Annotated in this window: 20 protein-coding genes; 13 read left to right on the forward strand and 7 right to left on the reverse strand. The window is 64.4% G+C overall.

The window, feature by feature from the left end; all coding sequences use genetic code 11:
* The first annotated feature begins 261 nt into the window (after window positions 1-261).
* The 3 genes from LSG43_RS10035 to LSG43_RS10045 all read left to right on the forward strand — a co-directional run bounded on the left by LSG43_RS10035 (window position 262) and on the right by LSG43_RS10045 (window position 3491).
* Entirely contained in the window at window positions 262-1449 is a 1188-nt protein-coding gene (locus LSG43_RS10035; RefSeq protein WP_231803672.1) for a multidrug effflux MFS transporter, read from the forward strand.
* Window positions 1450-1831: 382 nt separating this feature from the next.
* Window positions 1832-2458, forward strand: a complete 627-nt coding sequence (gene catB, locus LSG43_RS10040) for a type B chloramphenicol O-acetyltransferase (protein WP_231803674.1) — start codon at window positions 1832-1834, stop codon at window positions 2456-2458.
* Between the two features lie 244 nt (window positions 2459-2702).
* Entirely contained in the window at window positions 2703-3491 is a 789-nt protein-coding gene (locus LSG43_RS10045; RefSeq protein WP_231803676.1) for a phytanoyl-CoA dioxygenase family protein, read from the forward strand.
* Between the two features lie 40 nt (window positions 3492-3531).
* On the opposite strand, the gene LSG43_RS16625 is transcribed toward LSG43_RS10045, so the two are convergent.
* Together LSG43_RS16625 and ltaE are read right to left on the reverse strand one after the other, a co-directional pair.
* Window positions 3532-4524, reverse strand: a complete 993-nt coding sequence (locus LSG43_RS16625; protein WP_231803678.1) for a methyltransferase domain-containing protein — start codon at window positions 4522-4524, stop codon at window positions 3532-3534.
* 85 nt (window positions 4525-4609) lie between these two features.
* Window positions 4610-5629, reverse strand: a complete 1020-nt coding sequence (ltaE, locus tag LSG43_RS10055) for a low-specificity L-threonine aldolase (RefSeq protein WP_231803680.1) — start codon at window positions 5627-5629, stop codon at window positions 4610-4612.
* Between the two features lie 431 nt (window positions 5630-6060).
* Here ltaE and LSG43_RS10060 point away from each other — a divergent pair, with 431 nt between their 5' ends.
* The 4 genes from LSG43_RS10060 (at window position 6061) to LSG43_RS10075 (ending at window position 9236) form a co-directional block, all read left to right on the forward strand.
* On the forward strand, window positions 6061-6273 hold the full coding sequence (locus LSG43_RS10060) for a cold-shock protein (protein WP_231803682.1): 213 nt from the start codon (window positions 6061-6063) through the stop codon (window positions 6271-6273).
* Between the two features lie 342 nt (window positions 6274-6615).
* Window positions 6616-7089, forward strand: a complete 474-nt coding sequence (gene greA, locus LSG43_RS10065) for a transcription elongation factor GreA (protein WP_231803684.1) — start codon at window positions 6616-6618, stop codon at window positions 7087-7089.
* Between the two features lie 212 nt (window positions 7090-7301).
* Window positions 7302-8252 carry a thioredoxin-disulfide reductase gene (gene trxB / locus LSG43_RS10070; protein ID WP_231803686.1) on the forward strand — a complete coding sequence of 317 codons (951 nt, stop codon included), beginning with the start codon at window positions 7302-7304 and terminating at the stop codon, window positions 8250-8252.
* A 90-nt stretch (window positions 8253-8342) separates the two neighbouring features.
* Window positions 8343-9236 carry a LysR family transcriptional regulator gene (locus LSG43_RS10075; RefSeq protein WP_231803688.1) on the forward strand — a complete coding sequence of 298 codons (894 nt, stop codon included), beginning with the start codon at window positions 8343-8345 and terminating at the stop codon, window positions 9234-9236.
* Between the two features lie 22 nt (window positions 9237-9258).
* Here LSG43_RS10075 and blaOXA read toward each other — a convergent pair whose 3' ends face one another.
* Together blaOXA and LSG43_RS10085 are read right to left on the reverse strand one after the other, a co-directional pair.
* Complete coding sequence (blaOXA, locus tag LSG43_RS10080; protein ID WP_231803690.1) at window positions 9259-9984, reverse strand: class D beta-lactamase; 726 nt, start codon at window positions 9982-9984, stop codon at window positions 9259-9261.
* Between the two features lie 172 nt (window positions 9985-10156).
* The gene (locus LSG43_RS10085; RefSeq protein WP_231803692.1) at window positions 10157-11563 is read right to left on the reverse strand and encodes an MFS transporter; all 1407 of its coding nucleotides are present in this window, start codon (window positions 11561-11563) and stop codon (window positions 10157-10159) included.
* 71 nt (window positions 11564-11634) lie between these two features.
* On the opposite strand from LSG43_RS10085, the gene LSG43_RS10090 reads away from it, so the two are divergent.
* Together LSG43_RS10090 and LSG43_RS10095 are read left to right on the forward strand one after the other, a co-directional pair.
* Window positions 11635-12072, forward strand: coding sequence for a helix-turn-helix domain-containing protein (locus LSG43_RS10090; protein ID WP_231803694.1), 438 nt, complete (start codon window positions 11635-11637; stop codon window positions 12070-12072).
* 1044 nt (window positions 12073-13116) lie between these two features.
* Window positions 13117-14151, forward strand: a complete 1035-nt coding sequence (locus LSG43_RS10095; protein ID WP_231803696.1) for an NAD(P)-dependent alcohol dehydrogenase — start codon at window positions 13117-13119, stop codon at window positions 14149-14151.
* Window positions 14152-14205: 54 nt separating this feature from the next.
* Here the strand turns inward: LSG43_RS10095 and LSG43_RS10100 are convergent, their stop codons facing one another.
* Together LSG43_RS10100 and LSG43_RS10105 are read right to left on the reverse strand one after the other, a co-directional pair.
* Complete coding sequence (locus LSG43_RS10100; RefSeq protein WP_231803698.1) at window positions 14206-14955, reverse strand: DUF4386 domain-containing protein; 750 nt, start codon at window positions 14953-14955, stop codon at window positions 14206-14208.
* A 220-nt stretch (window positions 14956-15175) separates the two neighbouring features.
* Window positions 15176-16378, reverse strand: coding sequence for a pyridoxal phosphate-dependent aminotransferase (locus LSG43_RS10105; protein ID WP_231803700.1), 1203 nt, complete (start codon window positions 16376-16378; stop codon window positions 15176-15178).
* A gap of 156 nt (window positions 16379-16534) precedes the next feature.
* On the opposite strand from LSG43_RS10105, the gene LSG43_RS10110 reads away from it, so the two are divergent.
* The 3 genes from LSG43_RS10110 to LSG43_RS10120 all read left to right on the forward strand — a co-directional run bounded on the left by LSG43_RS10110 (window position 16535) and on the right by LSG43_RS10120 (window position 19191).
* On the forward strand, window positions 16535-16963 hold the full coding sequence (locus LSG43_RS10110; protein ID WP_231803702.1) for a CBS domain-containing protein: 429 nt from the start codon (window positions 16535-16537) through the stop codon (window positions 16961-16963).
* Between the two features lie 78 nt (window positions 16964-17041).
* On the forward strand, window positions 17042-18274 hold the full coding sequence (locus LSG43_RS10115) for an aminotransferase class V-fold PLP-dependent enzyme (protein ID WP_231803704.1): 1233 nt from the start codon (window positions 17042-17044) through the stop codon (window positions 18272-18274).
* Complete coding sequence (locus LSG43_RS10120) at window positions 18271-19191, forward strand: DMT family transporter (RefSeq protein ID WP_231803706.1); 921 nt, start codon at window positions 18271-18273, stop codon at window positions 19189-19191. The genes LSG43_RS10115 and LSG43_RS10120 overlap by 4 nt, the downstream gene beginning before the upstream one ends.
* Here the strand turns inward: LSG43_RS10120 and LSG43_RS10125 are convergent.
* A complete protein-coding gene (locus LSG43_RS10125; RefSeq protein ID WP_231803708.1) occupies window positions 19181-19591 on the reverse strand; it encodes a DUF2147 domain-containing protein in 411 nt (136 codons plus the stop codon). The genes LSG43_RS10120 and LSG43_RS10125 overlap by 11 nt on opposite strands.
* A gap of 338 nt (window positions 19592-19929) precedes the next feature.
* On the opposite strand from LSG43_RS10125, the gene LSG43_RS10130 reads away from it, so the two are divergent.
* A complete protein-coding gene (locus tag LSG43_RS10130; protein ID WP_231803710.1) occupies window positions 19930-20517 on the forward strand; it encodes a thymidine kinase in 588 nt (195 codons plus the stop codon).
* Window positions 20518-20520 lie beyond the last annotated feature (3 nt).

The following is a 20520-nucleotide window of genomic DNA, read 5'->3' on the forward strand; positions in this document are numbered from 1 at the left end:
GCCCGGCTTGCGGACCGGCGGGCGCCGGCGTTTCGGCTGCGTTGGGGCGTGTAGACCGTCGACTTGGTTGACGAAAACGGCTCCGCGCCGTAACAAGTGTTGCATGATGATCGCAATCGACATGGTCGTAGTAGGCAGGCGCATGGGCACGGCAGCATAGCTGCCAGGTGAATGCACCCATGCGCGGAAAAACCAGCCCCTCACAGGGGCTTTTTTATTGCCTCGTTCCCTACACACAAGCGATTGGCTTTGATCATGCCGATGTCCTCGACGTCTCCGCGCCTCTCCACGTTGGTCTTTCTGTCGGCACTTGCCATCCTGCCGATCAATTTCTTTCTCCCGTCTCTCCCTCAAATGGCCGCCGAGTTTGGCGTGGACTATGGGATAATCGGGCTTTCACTGGCGGCCTATGCCGTAAGCTCGGCATGCCTGCAGCTCATTCTGGGTCCGCTCTCGGACCGTTTTGGTCGCCGGCCGGTGATCCTCTGGGCGCTGGGGATATTTATCGCTGCGACGATCGGGTGCGCCATCGCGCCGGATGCCTGGACCTTCCTCGCCTGCCGCATGGTGCAGGCGGTGATCGGGCCAACCTATGCGGTGTCGCTCGCGGTGATCCGTGACACGACCAGCCGGGAACAGGCCGCGGGCCAGTTTGGCTATCTGGCCATGGCCTGGGCTGTGGCCCCCATGCTCGGCCCCACGGCAGGTGGCCTGCTCGATCAGGTATTCGGCTGGAGAGCCAGCTTCTACGTTCTGGCGCTCTTGGGAACCGCGGTCCTCGCCTTGTGCTGGATCGACCTGCGCGAAACGAACAATTCGCGCTCCACCACAATGCTGGAGCAATACAAGGCCTACCCCGAACTTCTGGGTTCCAAGCGGTTCCTGGCCTATTGCCTGTGCATGGCCTTCTCGGTCGGCGCCTTCTATGCCTTCCTGGCCGGTGCCCCGCTGGCCGCTTCGGCCTTCGATGTGTCGCCGGCGATTTTAGGTCTTTACATGGGCTCGATAACGGGCGGCTTCATGCTCGGCAGTTTTCTGGCCGGGCGGCTCGCCGGCACGCTGCCGCAGGCCACCATACTGATTGCCGGAAGGACCTTGGCCTGCGCGGGCCTGTTGGCGGGAATAGCCCTGTATGCCGCCGGCATCGGCCATGTGCTGGCACTGTTCGGACCGTGCGTGTTCGTTGGCATATCGAACGGCCTTACTCAGCCCGGCGCGAGTGCGGCGGCAATTTCGGTTCGCCCGACACATACGGGAAGCGCCGCCAGCCTCGCCGGCGCATTCACAGTCGCCGGCGCTTCTATAGTGGCCGCGCTCGCGGGCGCCGTTCTAACCGAAGAAAACGCTCGGCCCGGCCTGTTGGTGGTGATGCTGGCCTCAGCCAGCGTCGCCCTGGGCGCAGCCGTGGTCGCTCGCCATCTCGAAAGCAACACGCCCAAGACAAAGTGATCGAATGAGAACGTGCCTGCCTGTACCGTTCTCCGCATCATCCGTTGCTTCTAGCGCGCCGATCAGAAATGGAAATTGAGCCCGGCACGAACGAGGTGAGCGTTGCTTTTCATAGTCCACCCCATGATGTCGAACGGGCTGTCACCCGGACCCACGAAAACGACACCTTGGCGCCCTTCCCCCAACCGCCGCCCACTGCTAGAAATCGCGCCATGACAACCGAAAAGTCCGCAGACTGTACCACCTCCATCGCGCGTTCCGCGGCCTGACACGCCCGCCGGACGCGCCGCTCGCCGGGCGGGGCGCCGCCATCCCTTTGTCGCGCGCACCTGCCTGAACGGTACGGCCGCACCCTGCGGCAAGACTTTACGGTTTCACATCAATGGACAATGTTTTCGAAAGCCCCTTCAGGGGCAAGCTGCTCAGCGAGCAGGTCACCCATCCCAACATTTCGGTCGGGCGCTACAGCTATTATTCGGGTTATTACCACGGCCACGGCTTTGACGATTGCGCCCGGTTCCTTCTGCCAGACCCCGACGCCGACAAGCTGATCGTGGGCAGCTTCTGCTCGATCGGCTCGGGCGCGGCCTTCATCATGGCGGGCAATCAGGGCCATCGGAACGACTGGGTTTCCACCTTCCCGTTCCATTTCATGTCCGAAGTGCCCCATTTCGCCGGGGCCGCCAACGGCTATGAACCGGCGGGCGATACAGTGATCGGATCGGATGTCTGGATCGGCTCGGAGGCCATCGTCATGCCCGGTGTCACAATCGGTCATGGCGCCATCATCGGCACGCGCGCGCTCGTCACCCGGAACGTCGAGCCCTACACGATCGTCGGTGGCAACCCCGCCAAACCGATCCGCAAGCGGTTTCCCGACGAGCATATCGCCATGCTTCTGGAAGTGGCCTGGTGGGACTGGGATGACACCGCTCTTGAAGCCGCCATGCCGATCATGACCAGCGCGGACGTTCCCGCTCTCCACGCCTTCTGGCGCGCGCGCCAATAGCCTCTGCGGCGAAAGGGGGCGGGCCCACTCGCTCCCTGCTTCCTCTACCCCACCGTCGTCCGACAACGGCCACGCCCGGTTACCGGAACCCTTGCGCGGTCACCCCGAAACCGGCTAATGCTGTCACCATGATGATGACAATTATTCGATAAGCGACCGTCCTCGCCCCGAGGAGAAACACCGCGCCGGCGTAGCGAGCGCCCTGGCCGCGCATGCGGCTTTCCGCATATCGAAAGTTCATCTTATGCCCAATCAGCTCACTGCGCTCTCAGAAGCGCAAATCGACGCGTTCATCGCCGATGGCTTCGTCCGCATCGACAACGCCTTTTCCTCAGAAACCGCCGCTGCCGCCCGCGCCATCCTCTGGCGCGACACCGGCTGCGATCCGAGCGACCGTACGACCTGGACACGCCCTGTCGTAAGGCTCGGCAGCTATCACGATGCACCCTTCCGCGAAGCGGCCAATACCCCCATCGTTCATGCCGCCTATGACCAGATCGCCGGCGAAGGCCGCTGGCTCCCGCCCCAGGGCCTCGGCACCTTCCCGGTGCGCTTTCCCTCCGATGAGGACCCGGGCGATGCCGGCTGGCACGTCGATGTCAGCTTCGGTTTGGAAAATCCCGATTTCATGGAATGGCGCGCCAACGTTAAAAGCTCGGGTCGCGCGCTCCTGATGCTCTTCCTCTTCTCCGACGTCGGCCCCGACGACGCGCCCACCCGCATCCGTATCGGCTCGCATGGAGAAATCGCACGGCAATTGCTCCCTTATGGCGATCTCGGCGCAACGCTCCGGCAGCTTTCCGCCGACGGCTATGCGGCGACTTCCGATTGCGAGGAAACCCTCGCGACGGGCCCGGCCGGCACCGTCTACCTGTGCCACCCCTTCCTCGTCCACGCGGCCCAGCCGCACCGCGGAACCGAGCCGCGCTTCATGGCCCAGCCCCCTCTGGTGCCCACCGGCGAGTTCGACCCCGCCCTGCCGCCTTCCCCGGTCCAGATCGCCATCCGCAAGGCCTGCGGACTGGCTTTCTGACCGCCACGGCCACCCCGGGGGGCGCCACGCCCCCCGTTTTTCAGTTGAGAACCGGCGCGCCCTCGCCCGTGCCGGACGCGTCTCCGACGACAACCTCAAAGCTATCCCCGGCCGGGCGCCGCGCGACGAAGAGCAACCCCGTCACCGGCTGCCCCCGGTCGGTACGAATGGTGTCCTCCGCAATTTGCAGACAGTCGAACCCGGCGGACCTCAGCCCCTCCTCGACCGCCCCGCGCCCATGCGCATACCGCAACGACGCTTGCAGCACGCACGCCTCGGCCCCCGCGTGTTTTTCGAGCGAAAAGACCAGCAGCCCGCCCGGCGCCAGTACCCCAAACGCCGCAGCGAAGATCGGCGCCAGATCGCCGCAGTACAAAAACACGTCCGCCGCCGTGATCAGGTCCACCCCGCCCCGCACCGTGCCCAGATACGACAGCAGTTCCCCCTGCCTGACGGCATCGTAAATCCCCTTCCGCGCCGTTTCGGCCACCATGCCGGCGGCAAGATCGACCCCCTCGAGATGCGAGACATGCTTGCGCACCCGCTCCCCCATCAGCCCGGTGCCGCAGCCCAGATCGAGCGCCCGCGCAAACCCCGATATCCCCAGTTCGCCCATCGTCGCCGCGATGAGACCGGCCAGCCGCCCGGGCACGACATAATCGAGCTTTTCGACAAGCGCCTGCTCGAAGCTCTTCGCATACGCATCGAACAGCGCCTCGACATAGGCGTTCTGCGCGCCAGTCTCGACCTCGGCAATCCCGTGCGCCGCCAGTCTCATCTGCGCCCCAAGCGTCCCCGCCGGATCGAGCGCGGCCGCCCGCTGCCAGGCCTTGATCGCCGCCCCGGTATCGCCCGCTTCGTGCCAATACCCGCCCAGCATCATCCAGCCCGCCGCCCAGTCCGGCGCGCTTTCGAGCGCCTGGGCCATAAGCTCCGCCGCCGCGGCGAACGCCCCGCCCCCGGCCAGCATTTGCGCATAGTGAGACCGGCGATCGGCAATCAGATCGCCCGAAGAAAGAAAGACGGCATCCACTCTGGGTCATTGTCCGAAAAAAACCGGCATCACGTGCCGGCGGACGGCAAATGTCTTCGTTCGCGCCAAAACGCAAGCGGAAAAATCACCCCTTGAAAAACGCGTCTACCACCGCGAGCGCCCGCTCGACATCCGCATCCGAAATATCCAGATGCGTCACCCAGCGCTGCGCGCCGTAGCGCCCGGAGACCCTGATCCCCTCCGCCTCCAGATGCCCCGAAAACGCCTCGGCGACGGCCGGATCGACCTTGAGGAAGACGATATTGGTCTGCGGCATCTCAACCGCGATCGCCTGATGCGCCCCCAGCCCCTCGGCCAGCCGCCGCGCCCGCGCGTGATCGTCGGCGAGCCGCGCGACATTGTTCTTGAGCGCATAAAGCCCCGCCGCCGCGACGATCCCCGCCTGCCGCATGCCCCCACCGAGCATCTTGCGCCACCGTTTCGCTTCTTCGATAAGCTCCGGCGTCCCCACGAGCACCGATCCCACGGGCGCGCCAAGCCCTTTGGAAAGGCACACCGAAACGCTGTCGAACGGCGCCGCCAAGGCCAGCGCCTCGACCCCGCTCGCCACCGCCGCGTTGAAGATCCGCGCCCCGTCGAGATGCGTCGAAAGTCCGTGCGCCCGCGCCAGATCCGTCGCCGCGGCCACGAAGTCCGCCGGCAGCACCTTCCCTCCGATGGTATTTTCCAGCGCCAATAGCCGCGTACGCGCGAAATGCACATCCTCCGGCTTGATCGCCGCCGCGATCGCCGCCAGCGCCATTGTCCCGTCGCTCAGGTTCTCCACCGGCTGCGGCTGGATCGATCCCAGCACCGCCGCGCCGCCGCCCTCGTATTTATAACAATGCGCCTCCTGCCCCGCGATAAACTCCTCCCCCCGCGCGCAATGGCTCAAAAGCGCAACCAGGTTCGACTGCGTCCCCGACGGCAGGTAGATGCCCGCCGCCTTGCCCATCATTCCGGCAACCTGCGCCTCGAGCGCCGCGACGCTGGGGTCCTCGCCATAGACGTCGTCTCCCACGGGCGCCTCGGCCATAGCCGCGCGCATGCCGGCGCTCGGGCGGGTGACGGTATCAGACCGGAAATCTATGGACATGTCGCTCATCGCTGCACTCGAACAAGGGATGCGCACCCTCTTACGCGCACCGGGCCACCTTGACCACCGCCGCGCCGACCCGCCCCAACCGGACTGAACGGCAACCGGCACCGGCGACAAACGTCATGGTTACTGTCTAAATTCCCCGGCCACCCGAAACCGCGCGCCGAATACTGACATGTTAGAGCGCGGGAAAGGCATTTTCCAACCCTTCTATTGTTTTTCGGCTTTTCTAAAATTTTGCCGACATCCCAAAACTCGACTCCACTTGAATAGAACGCGCATTTCTTTTAAAAAAAGCGGATCGAAGGTGCGGCCGACTGATCTAGCCAAGCGAATTTTCGCGACTGCTGACGTCTAGAACCCATACTCGATATACCCCGGACCGTGAAAACAAAGGCGGTCCAAGAACGACAGCAAATACGCGAAAGGGCACGCCAATGGCTACCGGCACTGTCAAATGGTTCAACACGCAGAAGGGCTACGGCTTCATCCAGCCCGACGAGGGCGGGGCGGACGTTTTCGTCCACATTTCCGCGGTTCAGAATTCCGGCATGGCCGGTCTCGATGAAGGCCAGAAGATCTCCTACGAGATCGTCAAGGACAAGCGCACCGGCAAATCCGCTGCCGGCAACCTTGCCGCTGCCGACTAACAACGCCAGTTGAGCGAGTGCCCGGCTCAATTGGCCGGGCAGAGAAAGGGCGCGAACCGCCGGACCCGGCGGTTCGCGCCTTTGGTTTTTATAAAGCGTGACGCCTCTTGCACGCCACAAACCAGAGGCCATATCACGGGCGGGGTCGTTCGGTTGCCCCTTGACCGCATGCGCGGGGCGATGCAACCTGAACGTCAAGCTTCCCCCCAATAGTGAATCGCTTTCCGCTGATTGTGGTCGGCGCAAGAGCGATTTGCGTAGAACTTTATAAGCGGTGCGCGAGGAAGCCCCAGAATGCTCTCGCCCGCCGTTGTGCAGAATGAAGGGATTGGATGTAAGAGAATGGAAAAGGTCCCGATGACGGTGGCAGGACATGCCGCCCTTCAGGAAGAATTGCGCCGCCGCACGTCCGAGGATCGCCGCGCCATCATCGAGGCGATCTCCGAGGCACGCGCGCATGGCGATCTTTCCGAGAACGCCGAGTACCACGCCGCCAAGGAGCAGCAGAGCCACAACGAGGGCCGCATCATGGAGCTCGAAACCATGCTGGCGAAGGCGGATGTCATCGACGTCTCCAAGCTCTCTGGCACGACCGTGAAGTTCGGCGCGACCGTGACGCTCGTCGATGAGGACACCGACGAGGAAAAGACCTATCAGATCGTGGGCGATGCCGAGGCCGATGCCACGAACGGCAAGATCTCCGTCTCCTCTCCGATCGCCCGTGCGTTGATCGGCAAGGAAGTCGGCGAATCCATCGAAGTCTCCGCCCCCGGCGGCTCGCGCGCCTACGAAGTCCTCAAGATCGTCTTCAAGTAGGCCCCCCGCACCGGGCCGGCGGCACGCCCCCTCCCCCAGGAACGGGAGGGATCGCCAGCCGCCGGCCCCCGAAGGGCGAGGCGAACGCACGATATTGTGCCCTTAACGCCGCAGCGCCCACAGCTTTTGCCCCCGCATGGGTGCTCTGCGCTTGTAACATGCGCCCCGCGTGCCATATTTGGTCCAACTTCAATATTCAGCGGCCCACCACGATGCACGCGAAAGTCATTATCATTGGATCCGGCCCCGCCGGATACACCGCGGCGATCTACGCCGCCCGCGCCATGCTCGAGCCGGTCATCATTTCCGGCACCGAACCGGGCGGGCAATTGACCATCACCACCGACGTCGAGAACTATCCCGGCTTCGCCGATCCCATCCAGGGCCCCTGGCTGGTCGAGCAGATGCGCGCCCAGGCCGAAAACATGGGGACCCGGATCGAGAACGACATGATCGTCGACGTCGATTTCAACACCCGTCCTTTCAAGCTCACCGGCGATAGCGGCACGGTCTACACCTGCGACAGCGTCATCATCGCCACCGGCGCCCAGGCCAAATGGCTCGGCCTGCCTTCGGAAGAAAAGTTCAAGGGCTTCGGCGTCTCCGCCTGCGCGACGTGCGACGGGTTCTTCTACCGCGACAAGGAAGTCCTGGTCGTCGGCGGCGGCAATACGGCGGTTGAGGAAGCGCTGTTCCTCACCAATTTCGCCTCCAAGGTCACCGTCATTCACCGCCGCGACGAATTCCGGGCCGAAAAGATCCTCCAGCAGCGGCTGTTCAAGCACCCCAAGATCGAGGTGCGCTGGAACACCGTGCTCGAAGAGGTCCACGGCGACAACATGCCCCCCTCGGTCAAGTCCGCTGTCCTCAAGGACATCGCCACGGGCGAAACCCACGAAATCGAGGTCGACGGTATTTTCGTCGCCATCGGCCATGCTCCGGCCACGGACGTCTTCAAGGGTAAGCTCGAAATGAAGCACGGTGGCTATATCGTCACCGCGCCCGATTCGACGGCGACCAACATTCCGGGCGTCTATGCCGCCGGCGACGTTACCGACGACATTTACCGCCAGGCCGTGACCGCTGCGGGCATGGGCTGCATGGCCGCGCTCGAGGCCGAGCGCTACCTTGCCGAAAACGAAATAGCCGAAGCCGCCGAATAACGGCGCGGCTCCAAGGATCGGCGCCGCGATGGACAAAAGTTCAAAGCGGCGCCCCGAACCGACCGGATCAAAGAGGGGACACCGGGCGCAATGTTGGACTGGGACAAGCTGCGCATATTCCATGTCGCCGCGGAATCGGGAAGTTTCACCCATTCGGCGGAGAAGCTGGGCATGTCGCAATCCGCCGTTTCCCGGCAGATTTCCGCGCTCGAGGAGGATCTGGGGCTGAAACTCTTCATCCGCCACGCGCGCGGACTGGTCCTGACCGAAGTAGGCGAGCAGCTCTTCCGCACCGCCCACCGCATGGCCTGGGAGCTGCAGTCGGTGCAGGCGCAGATGACCGAAAGCCAGGACGTTCCCACCGGCCCGTTGATCGTCACCACGACCGTCGGTTTCGGCTCGACCTGGCTCACCAAGCGCATTCACGAATTCGTCGAGCTCTATCCGACCATTCAGCTCGAAATAAAGCTCAATGACGCCGAACTCGACCTCGCCATGCGCGAGGCCGACGTGGCGATCCGCCTGCACCGGCCCAATCAGTCCGAAATGATCCAGCGCAAGCTGTTCACGGTGCACTTCCATATCTATGCCGCCGCAAGCTACATCGAACGCTTCGGTGCCCCGGCCTCGATCGAAGAGCTCGACGCGCACCAGATCATCTCCTTCGGCGAGCCGTCCCCGTCATATCTGGGCGACGTCAACTTTCTTGAACGCGTCGGCCGCCCCGATTCGAGCCCGCGCCGCACGGCTTTGAAAGTCAACGCGATCTACGGCATGATGCAGGCCTGCCGTCAGGGCATCGGCATCGCCATGCTGCCGGACTATATCAGCGAGGAGGAACCGAGCCTCCAGCGCGTCCTCCCCGACATCGACCTGCCGGCCTTCGAGACCTATTTCGTCTACCCCCCTGCGCTCAAGAACTCCAAACGCGTCGGCGTCTTCCGCGACTTCCTCGTCTCCAAGGCCCGCGACTGGGAATTTTAGGGAGTCGACAGTCCGGCGAGTGTCAGTGGACCAGGTCGGGCCACTCCCTCAACAGAGCGTCCCGGGTCAATATGCCCGGAAAACCATTGGTACGTTCGCTGGCCTGCGTCAACCTGGCGAAAACCAGCGTTTTGGCACCACTTTGGGCCCAGCCGACAAACCAGCCCCAACCGCGCGAATAGTCGAAGGAGCGATCCGCACGTCTGGGATAGGCAGCACCGGTCTTGCCGTAGATGATCCACTCCCCGATCTGACGGCGATCGACGATCGCCCGCGTGTTCCGCAAGGCCTGTGAAGAAATGGGCAGCGCATCCATAGCTAGAGCACGCATGAAGGCGACCTGCTCACGCGGAGAAATCCGGAGTGAGGAGGCAACCCATGCGCGCTCCAGCCCGTTTCCAAAGCCGGGGTCTCCGGAAAAATCGGCATTTCCGTATCCGAAGTCCTGTGCGTATCGTGTCAGGGCTTCGGCTCCCATCAAATGGGTGATCCTTTGGGAGTACCAGAGCACTGAATAGCGCAACCAGTCCGCCGGATCGGTGTCCTTTGTCCAGTTGGGACCGCCCCAATCCGGATCGCCGGCCCGATAGGCCATCACCGGATGGGCCTCGTCAGTCAAAATCCCCGCATCAAATGCCATTGCCGCAAGCGGCACTTTGAACGTCGAGGATGGCGTCACGCGCGAATCGCAGTCACCCTCCTCAACCAGAACCGTCCCGGTATGCGCGTCCGCTATGAGCGTGCACACAGTACCCCCCTGCGCCGGGAGAGCGAGTAGAGACCAGAACATGAGGGCGGTAGAGATGACCAAGGCGCGCAAGACAACCTCCCGAAACTGCAGACACATCGACCTCACTCTCCTTTAACCGCAAACTCTGAACGGGCCGGAAACGCGTCCGCCGAATGCGCGACCTCGAACATCATCTCGACCTGCCGCCGAGCGCGAGCGCGAGCATAAGCGCCACCCCGGTCAGCCCGCCCGCGACGAGAAACGTCACCCGCATCCCCGCCGCGATGGCGTCCGGCGCCGCCTCGGCAATCTCGCGCGTTCCCGCCGCGGCCACAAACACCGCCCCCATGACCGACGCTCCGGTGAGAAGCCCCAGATTCCGCGACAGATTGAGCATCCCCGATGTCACCCCGCGCCGCGTCTCCGGCGCCGCATCCATGACCTCGGTATTGTTGGCCGCAAGAAAGAGCTGGTAACCGGGCGTGAGAATACCGAGTGCCGCGACATACCCCGCAACGCCCAGCATGGGCGGCAACGCCGCGAGCGCCAGGCTTCCCGCCACCGTTGCTGTCAGCCCGGCGATAACGGCCAGCCCGGCCCCGGTCCGGTCCACGATCCTGCCGGCGGGAACACCGCTGAGCGCCGAAACGAACGGGCCGAACGCCATCACCAGCCCCACCGCCGCCGCGTCGAGCCCCAGCGTACCCGAAAGATAAAACGGCCCCACCACGAGCGTGGCCATCATCACGGTGGCAACGAGCGCATTCGTTGCAAGCCCCGCGCGCAGCGCCCCGTCGCGCAGCATCGCCGGGTCGACAAGCGGCACGGTCGTCCGCGCTTCAATGCGCAAAAACACCGCCGCCAGCAGGACCGCTGCAATCGCAAGCGCTCCGTTGAGCGCACCGAACACACTGCCCCCGAGCGTCACCGCAAGGGCATAAGCGGCCAACGTCGCGGCGAGCAGAACCGTGCCGGGAACATCGGCCCGCCGCAGACGGTGCCACGCCGGCGCCGTGTCGCAACGGAGATAGCGACCGGCCAAAAACAGCGCGAGGACCGCCGGCGGTACCATCACGAGAAAAATCGCCCGCCACCCCGGCCCGCTCACCAGCAGGCCGCCCAGCGCCGGCCCGGACGCCGTACCGATCGCCGACATCGAGCCCAGAAGCCCCATGGCGCGCCCGGTGCGTCCGGCGGCTACCGTCTTGCGCACCAGCGCCATGGAAAGGGCCATCATGATGGCCGCGCCCAGCCCTTGCACACCGCGCGCGCCAATGAGCATCCAAAGCGTCGGGGCCGCCGCGCAGAGCAGCGAGCCGATAGCGAAAACCCCGATCCCGGCCAGGAGAACCCTGCGGTGCCCCAGCTTGTCCCCGAGCCGCCCCGCCCCGACAATGACGACCGTCATCGTCAGCAGATAGGTGATGACGACCCACTGCACGGCGGGAAACGCCGCCGCAAAGGCGTCTGCCAGCGTCGGTAACGCCACGTTGGGAATGCTCACGCCGAGCGCCGCAAGCAACACCGGAAGCGCGAGAGACGCAACCGCCCCCAACCCGCGATAAGCGCTGCTTTGTTCCCTTCTAGAGCCATCCATATCGCTGTGCGCCCTTGTCGCCGAATTCAGAAGCGGCGATGCTACGAATTCAAGTCAACTTGAGGTCAAGCATGAAAACGCTCGATATCAGCGAAGTCTCCGAACGCACCGGGATCGCGCCCTCCACCTTGCGCTATTACGAGGAAATCGGCCTCATCGCCTCAGTCGCCCGCCACGGCCTGCGGCGCCAGTTCGATGACGGCGTGTTGGCCCGGCTGTCCCTCATTGCCCTGGGCAAGGCCGCCGGCTTCCCCCTCTCGGAAATATCGCGAATGGTCCGCGAGGACGGAACGCCGGCTCTCCCCCGCGCCAGCCTGCACGCCAAAGCGGACGATCTCGACCGCCGGATTCGCGAATTGACCGCCCTGCGCAATCTCATGCGGCACGTGGCCGAATGCCCTGCACCCTCCCATATGGAATGCGACTCGTTTCGCCGCCTGCTCTCAATCGCGCACCGCCGTGCCCGTTCCTCAGTTTCGCGCACCCGAAAGCACCCCAACCGCGCATGACAACCTGTCGCACCCTGACGTTTCGCGCCCTGCAGCGCCCCGATTGCATACGAAAAAATGCATGAAATTCAGGCGCTTTGCCCATCCTTCTGGCAATGCCATGCAAATACTGCATGGCTGGCATGACCCTGGCGGGGTTGAAACGCCCCGCCCATAACTCTACCTACCAGCCAGACATTGCGCGCTTTTCCTCCTCCTCCCTTTGGGCGCGTTTGATGTTCCCTCCTTGCAAGAGGCTTGTCCTCTTGTTCTTGGCCCCGCTCTCCCCTCGAGCGGGGCTATTTTTTTGCGCCATCGGGAAAGATCGCCTCGGCACCGTCATTTCACCCTTGGTGATGCAATGCACATTACGGAGGCGCCGTGCCCAAAATCGCTGATTTGCCTTGCTTTTGACCATCCGGTCCAAACTTGCGCTCAGCGCATAGCTGCCATGCCATAAGACGACTTCTCAAGTCGTGATTAGAAGCGCATATAGGGCGGGTCAACGACGCAGCGCGCTTTCCTCCTCCTCCCTAAGCCCCCTGCACGTTGGCATCAGAGCGGGAAAGGTTCCTCCTCCTCCCTCCCGACCCGCTCCAACGGCCGGCTATCGAATCCTCCTCCCTCGATATCGGCCGCCAGTTTAAGGCTCCATCCGACCTCCTCCCCGGATGGAGCCTTTTTCTTGCTCATTTTTTGACCAGACTTCGAACGCTGCCTAATGCATAGCAGCTATGCGGTATTGCGCATTGTTCGCATCACGGTCATCACGCATATTCGTCTTGTCACTGAGCGACGCGCCTTCTCCTCCTCCCTAGGCCCCTCGCTCCTGACACCCGAGCGGGCGACGTATCCTCCTCCCACGGACCCCGCTCTCCCGATCGTTGCCGTCTCCTCCTCCCTCGGCGCGGTCGTAAACTGTGAGATTAGGGCGTAGCCCTCGATCAAGGCTCGGTCTTTTGACCGAGCCTCTTTTTTTGCCCCGCCGCCTTCCCCCGGGCCCCGATCTGCCGTAATCCCATCGGTCTGAGGGGCAGTTTGGGATCAATAAGGAAAGGCGTGGCCATGAAGGCTCTCGTTCTCGAACGCGTGCGCGATCTCTCGCTCCGCGACATCGACATCCCGACCGAGCTCGGCCCCGGGGATGTCCGCATCGCCATCGACACGGTCGGCATTTGCGGCTCGGACGTCCATTACTATACCCATGGCCGCATCGGCCCCTATGTCGTTGAGGAGCCCATGGTCCTCGGCCACGAGGCCGCCGGCACGGTGATCGAGACCGGCAGCGCCGTCACCACGCTCAAGCCCGGCGACCGCGTCTGCATGGAGCCCGGCATCCCCGACCCCGGCTCCCGCGCCGCCCGACTCGGCATCTACAACGTCGACCCCGCGGTGCGGTTCTGGGCCACCCCGCCCGTCCACGGCTGCCTCACCCCCGAGGTCGTCCACCCCGCCGCCTACACCTTCAAGCTCCCCGAAAACGTTTCCTTCGCCGAAGGCGCGATGATCGAGCCGCTCGCGGTCGGCATGCAGGCCGCCGTCAAGGCCGGCATCACCCCCGGCGACACCGCGCTCGTCACCGGGGCCGGCCCGATCGGCATCATGACCGCCCTTGCCGCGCTGGCGGGCGGCTGTGCCAAGGTCTTCATCTCGGACCTGCAGCCCGAAAAGCTCGAGATCGCCGGCCGCTACCCCGGCATCATCCCGGTCAACATCAAGAACGAGGACCTCAAGCAAACCATCGACGAGGCCACCGGCCACTGGGGCGTCGACGTCATCTTCGAAGCCAGCGGCAGCCCCAAGGCCTTCGAAGGCCTCTTTACCCTCGTCCGCCCCGCCGGCGTCGTCGTTCTCGTGGGCATGCCGGTCGCGCCCGTCACGCTCGACGTCGTCGGCGCCCAGGCCCGCGAGATCCGCATCGAAACCGTCTTCCGTTACGCTCACGTCTTCGACCGCGCCCTCGACCTCATCGCCTCGGGCAAGATCGACCTGAAACCCCTGATCTCGGAAACCTTCCCCTTCGAAGACGCCATAGCCGCCTTCGAACGCGCCGCCGAAGGCCGCCCCGGGGACGTGAAGCTGCAGATCAGGCTGCCCTGAACAAAAACAGGGCGCCGCAATGGCGCCCTGCTCCCGACCAGCCGGCCTGTCCGCCTACGCCGCCACCGGCCCGGCCTCCAAGGCACGCGCGCCATCCCGGTGCGTGAACGTGCCCGGTCCCCGGATCAGGAGCCACAAGCCAAAGCCAATCTCGCCGAGCGCCACGAGGCCAAGGAGCCCGTAACTCGCATAGGTGAGCGCCACACTGTCCGCGATCCCCGAAACGACGGCGCTATCCAGCAGATAGCCGAACGCCCCGACCGTCATCGCGAAGCCCAATATCTTCGGGAACGCTCCGGACCGCAGCACGAGATAGCCCAGCAGCACAAGGTGCAGCGCAAAGAAGAGCTGCCAGATGACCACACCGAAATCGTGTGCGTCCAGGAAAAGCAGCGCCAGCGCCTCCCGTTGGGCGACGTCGAAGACCCCCAGATACACGGCCCCGCCCATCGTATCGAGCGCCAATGCGGTAAAGAACAGCATCGCAGCCATCACCGTTACCATGGTGAGCCGCGCGAATGCGGCCGCGAGGGCCAGCGCCGGACTGACCGGACGGAACATGAAATAGAGCATGGCGGTAAGCATGATTTCGGACAGCATCACGACGGCATCGCCGACGACCCCGAGGCCGAAGAGCCCCGCATTGGCGTCAATCGCGGCAACGGTCGCCGCCGGATCGCCGGGCACCACGACCACCGAGGGCACATAGGCGATGCTGAACACGCCGGCAACCGCGATGACGATATAGAACAGGCCGGCGATCCGGCCATAGGATTTCGATTGAGGATGGTTGAAAACGGTCACGGCAATATCCTTCCGTCGCCGGGCGGCGCCCGGCCAGGCGCGTCGCGCATGAGCACGACACGACGATCTGTTGGGTAAATATCCGGCACGGCCAACCGCGCCGGATGCGCATGAACACGCTATAGCCCCGCGCAACCCAAACGGAAATTAACCAATTCCGTCCCTTTAGTATGCGAAAATGCATGGGACAGACGCCGGCCGGCGCCCGTCCCTGTCGAGCTTAGCGCACTCCCGCGCAAAACGCCTCGATCCGGTCCATTGCCGCAATCAGCTCCGCGTCCGAAGCCGCGTAGGAAATCCGGAAATGCCCCGCGAGCCCGAACGCCGAGCCGTGCACCAGCGCCACGCCGTTCTCTTCGAGCAGCGCCATCACCACGTCCTCGTCGGTCGCAAGCGCCCGTCCGCCGGCGCTCGTTTTCCCGATCAGCGCCTTGCATGAGGGAAACGCGTAAAACGCCCCCTCCGGCACGAGGCAGTCGAGCCCTTCGCACGCCCGCAGCCGCGCGACCACCATGTCGCGCCGCTCCTGGAACACCTCGCGCCACCCGGTAAGAAACCCCTGCGGCCCGTTGAGCGCCTCGACCGCCGCCCATTGCGAGATCGAGCACGCATTGGTCGTCGACTGCCCCTGGAGCTTGGTCATCGCCTTCAAGATCTCGCGCGGCCCCGTGCAATACCCGATCCGCCACCCGGTCATCGCATGCGATTTCGAGACCCCGTTCATCGTCAGCGTCCGGCCCGCAAGCCCCGGCTCGACCTGCGCGATAGTCGCGAATTCGCGCCCGTCGTAAACCAGCACCTCATAGATGTCGTCCGTGAGGATATGCACGTTCGGATACCGCATCAGCACCGCCGCGAGCCCGCGCAGCTCGTCCGCCGAATAGGCCGCACCCGACGGGTTCGACGGGGTGTTGAGCATCACCCATTTGGTCCGCTCGGAAATCGCCGCCTCGAGCGCTTCGGGCGTCAGCTTGAACCCCGTCTCCTGGCTCGCCTGCGCGAAGACAGGCTCAGCCCCGGCCAGCCGCACGATCTCGGGGTAGGAAACCCAATAGGGCACCGGCACCACCACCTCGTCGCCCGGATTGAGCGTCGCAAGAAGCGCATTGAAGATGATCTGCTTCCCCCCGGCGGCGACGAAACAATCGTCTTCGGTGACGTCCAGCCCGTTGTCGCGCCTGAATTTCGCCGCCACCGCGCGCTTGAGTTCGACGATCCCGTCGACATTGGTATAGCGCGTCTTGCCCGCCCCGATCGCCGCCACCGCGGCGGCGCGCACGTGCTCGGGGGTGTCGAAATCCGGCTCCCCCGCCGAAAGCGCGATAACGTCGGTCCCCGCCTGCGCCATCTGCCGCGCGAGCTGGCTGATCCCGACCGTCGCCGAGGGTTGGACGCGCAACAGCGCGTCGGACAAGAGCTGCATGGTGCGTCCCCGCCTTTGTTCCGAAATGTCTCTCCGCCGCAAAGCTATAGCGCCGGCCAGCGGTTCCCGCCACCGGGAAAGCCCGAACTTTCGTAGCGCTTGCGAATTTGCCTGCGCCAAGGCAAGCTAACAGGGCTTGCACGAAGAGGTAGACCAATGTTTGTCGAAAACATTCTCGCGGAAAAAGGCCACGACGCTTTTACGGTTCCGGCGCGTTCGACGGTGGCCGAGCTCGTCGCCACCCTGGCCAAACACAATATCGGCGCGGTCCTCGTCGTCGATGACACCGGCTCTCTCTCGGGCATCATTTCCGAACGCGATGTTGTCCGCCAGCTCGCCCGGACCGAAGAGGGCCTCATGGCCAGGACCGTGGCCTCGATCATGACGAAAAATCCCCAGACCTGCGCCCCGACCGACACCCTCGATACAGTCATGGCCAAGATGACCCACGGCCGCTTCCGTCACCTGCCGGTGATGGATAACGGCAAGCTCGTCGGCGTCGTGTCCATCGGCGACGTGGTCAAGCGCAAGATCGAGGAAGCCGAGCAGGAAGCCGGCGCCCTGCGCGAATACATCGCGAGTTGAGGCCGTCCATCAGGCTGCTCTTGCCCGTGCTCCGGCGAATGGCTAGTACTGGCTGGAAACGTTCCAGCCGGTGCCCCCATGACATCCGCAAACCTGCCGCTCGATCCGCGAGCCGTCCGCGCGCTCTTTCCCGCTTTCGCCGAGCCGGACCTCGAAGGCTGGGCATTCTTTGAAAACGCCGGCGGTTCCTACACCGCACAGCCCGTTCTCGACCGGCTGAACGCCTTTTATACCCGCACCAAGGTCCAGCCCTACGCACCCTACCCGGCATCCGAAGCCGGCGGCGCGGCGATGGATCTGGCCCATGAGCGCCTCGCCCTGGCCCTCGGCGTCACCGCCGACTGGATCCATTTCGGCCCCTCGACGACGGCCAATACCTATGTGCTCGCCACCGCCGTCGGCGAATGGCTCTCTGCTGGCGATGCCGTCATCGTCACCGATCAGGATCACGAGGCCAATTCCGGCGCCTGGCGCAAGCTCGCCGCGCGTGGCATCGCCGTGCGCGAATGGAGCGCCGACCCGCAGACCGGCCACCTCGACCCTGAAGACCTCTACGCGCTCATCGACGACACCGTCCGCCTCGTCGCCTTCCCGCACTGTTCGAATATCGTAGGCGAGATCAACCCGGTCGCCGACATCGCCGCAAGACTGCGCGCGCAAAACATCGTTTCGGTCGTCGACGGCGTCTCCTATGCGCCCCACGGCCTCCCGGACGTCGCGGCGCTGGGCACCGACATCTACCTCTTTTCCGCCTACAAGACCTACGGCCCCCACCAGGGCGTCATGGTCATCCGTCCCGAAATCAACGCCACGCTCCCCAATCAGGGCCATTTCTTCAATGCCGGCCTGCCGCGCAAGCGCATGACCCCCGCGGGCCCCGATCACGCCCAGATCGCGGCGAGCGCCGGTATCGCGGATTATCTCGAAGCCGTCGCCGCCCTCGCCCCCAAGACCGGCGAGACCAACCCCTTCCGCCGCGCCGCGCAAGCCATGCACGACCAGGAGCAGGTCCTCCTCGCCCCGCTCATGGACTATCTCAAAGCCCGCACCGACCTGCGCCTCATCGGCCCCACCGATCCGTCCCGCCGCGCACCCACCGTTTCCATTGCGCTCGACGAACCCGGCGTTGCCGCCGCAAAGCGTCTCGCACGCCACAGGATCATGGCCTCGGGCGGCGATTTTTACGCCTACCGCCTCATGCAGCGCTTGGGGCTCGCGCCGGAAACCGGCGTCCTCCGCGTGAGCTTCGTGCATTATACGACACCCGGGGAAGTTGACCGCCTCATCGCCGCGCTGGACGCCGAACTATGACCGCCACGACCGCCCCCGCGCCCATGTCCCGTCCCGTCGCCCTGGGCTGTTTGCTGCTCGCCACAATCGTCTGGGGCCTCGCCTTCATCGCGCAGAAATCCGCCATGGGCGTGATGGGTCCGCTGACCTTCCTCGCCGCGCGATATCTCCTCGGCGGCCTGCTCATCGTCCCGCTCGCCCTGCGCGAGGACCGCCGCCAGCCACAACGCCTGACGCGCCGCCAATGGCTCCTGATCGGCTTTCTAAGTTTCAACTTCTTCATGGGCTCGTGGCTGCAACAGGCGGGGCTCGCCCACACCACCGTCACCAACGGGGGCTTCCTCACGGGCCTTTACGTCTTCTTCGTGCCCCTGATCCTCCTCGTCGTGTTCCGTACCCCGCCGCACAAGATCGTCTGGCTCTGCGCACCCGTCGCGTTGATCGGGCTTTACCTCCTGAACGGCGCGCGGCTCGACGGCCTCAACCCCGGCGACGGGCTCGTCATCGGCAGCGCCGTCTTCTGGGCGCTGCACGTCCTGATGCTGGGTTTTCTCGCTAAGGAAACCGGGCGCCCGATCTTCGTTTCTTCGGCCAGCTTCCTCATCGCCGGCCTCCTGAGCCTCGTTGGCGCCTTCGCCATCGAAACGCCGACCATGGAGGCCCTCAGCCTTGGCTGGGTGGAAATCCTCTATGCCGGCGTCTTCTCGACCGCCATCGGCTTCACGCTCCAGGCCATCGGCCAGCAGCACGTCCCTCCGGCCAACGCCGCGATCATCCTCTCGGCCGAAAGCCTCTTTGCGGCCCTGGGCGGTGCCGTTGTCCTCGGCGAACGCCTCCTGCCGCTGGGCTATCTCGGCGCCGGCTGCATTTTCATGGCCATCGTTCTGGTGGAGGTCATCCCCACGTTGAGGAAAAGGCCCGCCGCGTCTATTCCGTGACCTTGGTGAGGTGGATTTTCTCGCAGAAGACAAAGAGCGCGCAGGCATTGAGCGCCATCTCGTCGGGATTGCGCATCGTCAGCGTGCCGTCGATGTTGAAGCCCTCGAGTGATACATTGCCCTTCCACTGATTGCCCGCGATCTGCCGCGCATCCGAGAAGATGTAGGTGTTGAGGTATTTGGTGTTCCGGGCGTCCTGAACGTCCTCGCGGATCCAGATCAGCTCGGCGCACAGCCGGTCGCCATTGTCACCGCAATAGGTGAATTCGTACCGCGATTCCTTGTTGTCCGGCTCCCAGATCCCCGTCGGATCGAGGGCCATCGCCGGCGCCATCGCGCCCAGCACAAGTCCCGCCGCCGCAACCATACGCATCAGCGTTCCGCCAAATCCAGAAATCATGGTGAAACTCCAAGTCAAGGGTAAGTGTCGGCGCCAGGATCGGAAACACCGCCTGAACGGACGATGAACTGGTTATGGCGAAAAAATGCGTCACATCAATGTCATCTGCCCCACCTAATGTCGCCCCCGCAGTCGGCCTACCCCGCCGCTGCCCCGCAAAACGGGCCACACCCGCACCGGCCCACGCCGACTCCCAATCGGCACCTCCATGCGGTCGCCACCCCCGGCGGCCGTTTTTTCTTGTTCAAAGAACCTGTGGACGCCCGGGAACCTGCCGCCCCATAGCGCGCGGACCGCGCTAAAACCGGAAAAAGCGAACACCGGACAAGGCGCGGGGCGTGGCCAAACTCTACTTTTCCTATGCCGCAATGAACGCAGGCAAATCCACCATCCTCCTGCAGGCATCGTACAATTACCGCGAACGTGGCATGGCCACGCTCTTGTTCACCGCCGCCCTCGACGACCGCGCCGGCACCGGCGTCATCGCCTCCCGGATCGGCCTGCACGACAACGCCCGCCTCTTTGACGCATCGCACGACCTCTTTGCCCAGATCGAGGCGGCCCACACAGCCGGCCCCTTGAGCTGCGTTTTCGTCGACGAAGCCCAGTTCCTGACCCCCGAACAGGTCTGGCAACTCGCCCGCGTCGCCGACCGGCTCGGCATCCCCGTCATGTGCTACGGGCTCAGGACCGACTTCCAGGGCAAGCTCTTCCCCGGCTCGGCCGAGCTCCTCGCCATCGCCGACACCTTGCGCGAAATCCGCACCATCTGCGAATGCGGCGCCAAGGCGACGATGGTCGTGCGTCTCAACGCCGACGGCACGCCGATCCTTGAGGGCGAACAAGTCGACATCGGCGGCAACGACAAATACATTTCACTGTGCCGCCGGCACTGGGAAGAAAGGGTCGGCCGCAATCCGGGATAGGAA

Origin of the sequence: Pelagibacterium xiamenense (genome assembly GCF_021166475.1) — a bacterium.
GTDB classification, from domain to species: Bacteria; Pseudomonadota; Alphaproteobacteria; order Rhizobiales; family Devosiaceae; genus Pelagibacterium; species Pelagibacterium xiamenense.

Excerpts from the sequence above, each read along its gene's own strand:
- catB (WP_231803674.1), top strand. The coding sequence starts at position 1,832 with ATGGACAATGTTTTCGAAAGCCCCTTCAGGGGCAAGCTGCTCAGCGAG.
- LSG43_RS10120 (WP_231803706.1), top strand. The coding sequence starts at position 18,271 with ATGACCGCCACGACCGCCCCCGCGCCCATGTCCCGTCCCGTCGCCCTG.
- LSG43_RS10125 (WP_231803708.1), bottom strand. The coding sequence starts at position 19,591 with ATGATTTCTGGATTTGGCGGAACGCTGATGCGTATGGTTGCGGCGGCG.
- LSG43_RS10060 (WP_231803682.1), top strand. The coding sequence starts at position 6,061 with ATGGCTACCGGCACTGTCAAATGGTTCAACACGCAGAAGGGCTACGGC.
- greA (WP_231803684.1), top strand. The coding sequence starts at position 6,616 with ATGGAAAAGGTCCCGATGACGGTGGCAGGACATGCCGCCCTTCAGGAA.
- LSG43_RS10110 (WP_231803702.1), top strand. The coding sequence starts at position 16,535 with ATGTTTGTCGAAAACATTCTCGCGGAAAAAGGCCACGACGCTTTTACG.
- LSG43_RS10105 (WP_231803700.1), bottom strand. The coding sequence starts at position 16,378 with ATGCAGCTCTTGTCCGACGCGCTGTTGCGCGTCCAACCCTCGGCGACG.
- LSG43_RS10115 (WP_231803704.1), top strand. The coding sequence starts at position 17,042 with ATGACATCCGCAAACCTGCCGCTCGATCCGCGAGCCGTCCGCGCGCTC.
- LSG43_RS10075 (WP_231803688.1), top strand. The coding sequence starts at position 8,343 with ATGTTGGACTGGGACAAGCTGCGCATATTCCATGTCGCCGCGGAATCG.
- LSG43_RS10090 (WP_231803694.1), top strand. The coding sequence starts at position 11,635 with ATGAAAACGCTCGATATCAGCGAAGTCTCCGAACGCACCGGGATCGCG.
- ltaE (WP_231803680.1), bottom strand. The coding sequence starts at position 5,629 with ATGAGCGACATGTCCATAGATTTCCGGTCTGATACCGTCACCCGCCCG.
- LSG43_RS10095 (WP_231803696.1), top strand. The coding sequence starts at position 13,117 with ATGAAGGCTCTCGTTCTCGAACGCGTGCGCGATCTCTCGCTCCGCGAC.
- LSG43_RS10045 (WP_231803676.1), top strand. The coding sequence starts at position 2,703 with ATGCCCAATCAGCTCACTGCGCTCTCAGAAGCGCAAATCGACGCGTTC.
- trxB (WP_231803686.1), top strand. The coding sequence starts at position 7,302 with ATGCACGCGAAAGTCATTATCATTGGATCCGGCCCCGCCGGATACACC.
- LSG43_RS10085 (WP_231803692.1), bottom strand. The coding sequence starts at position 11,563 with ATGGATGGCTCTAGAAGGGAACAAAGCAGCGCTTATCGCGGGTTGGGG.
- LSG43_RS10035 (WP_231803672.1), top strand. The coding sequence starts at position 262 with ATGTCCTCGACGTCTCCGCGCCTCTCCACGTTGGTCTTTCTGTCGGCA.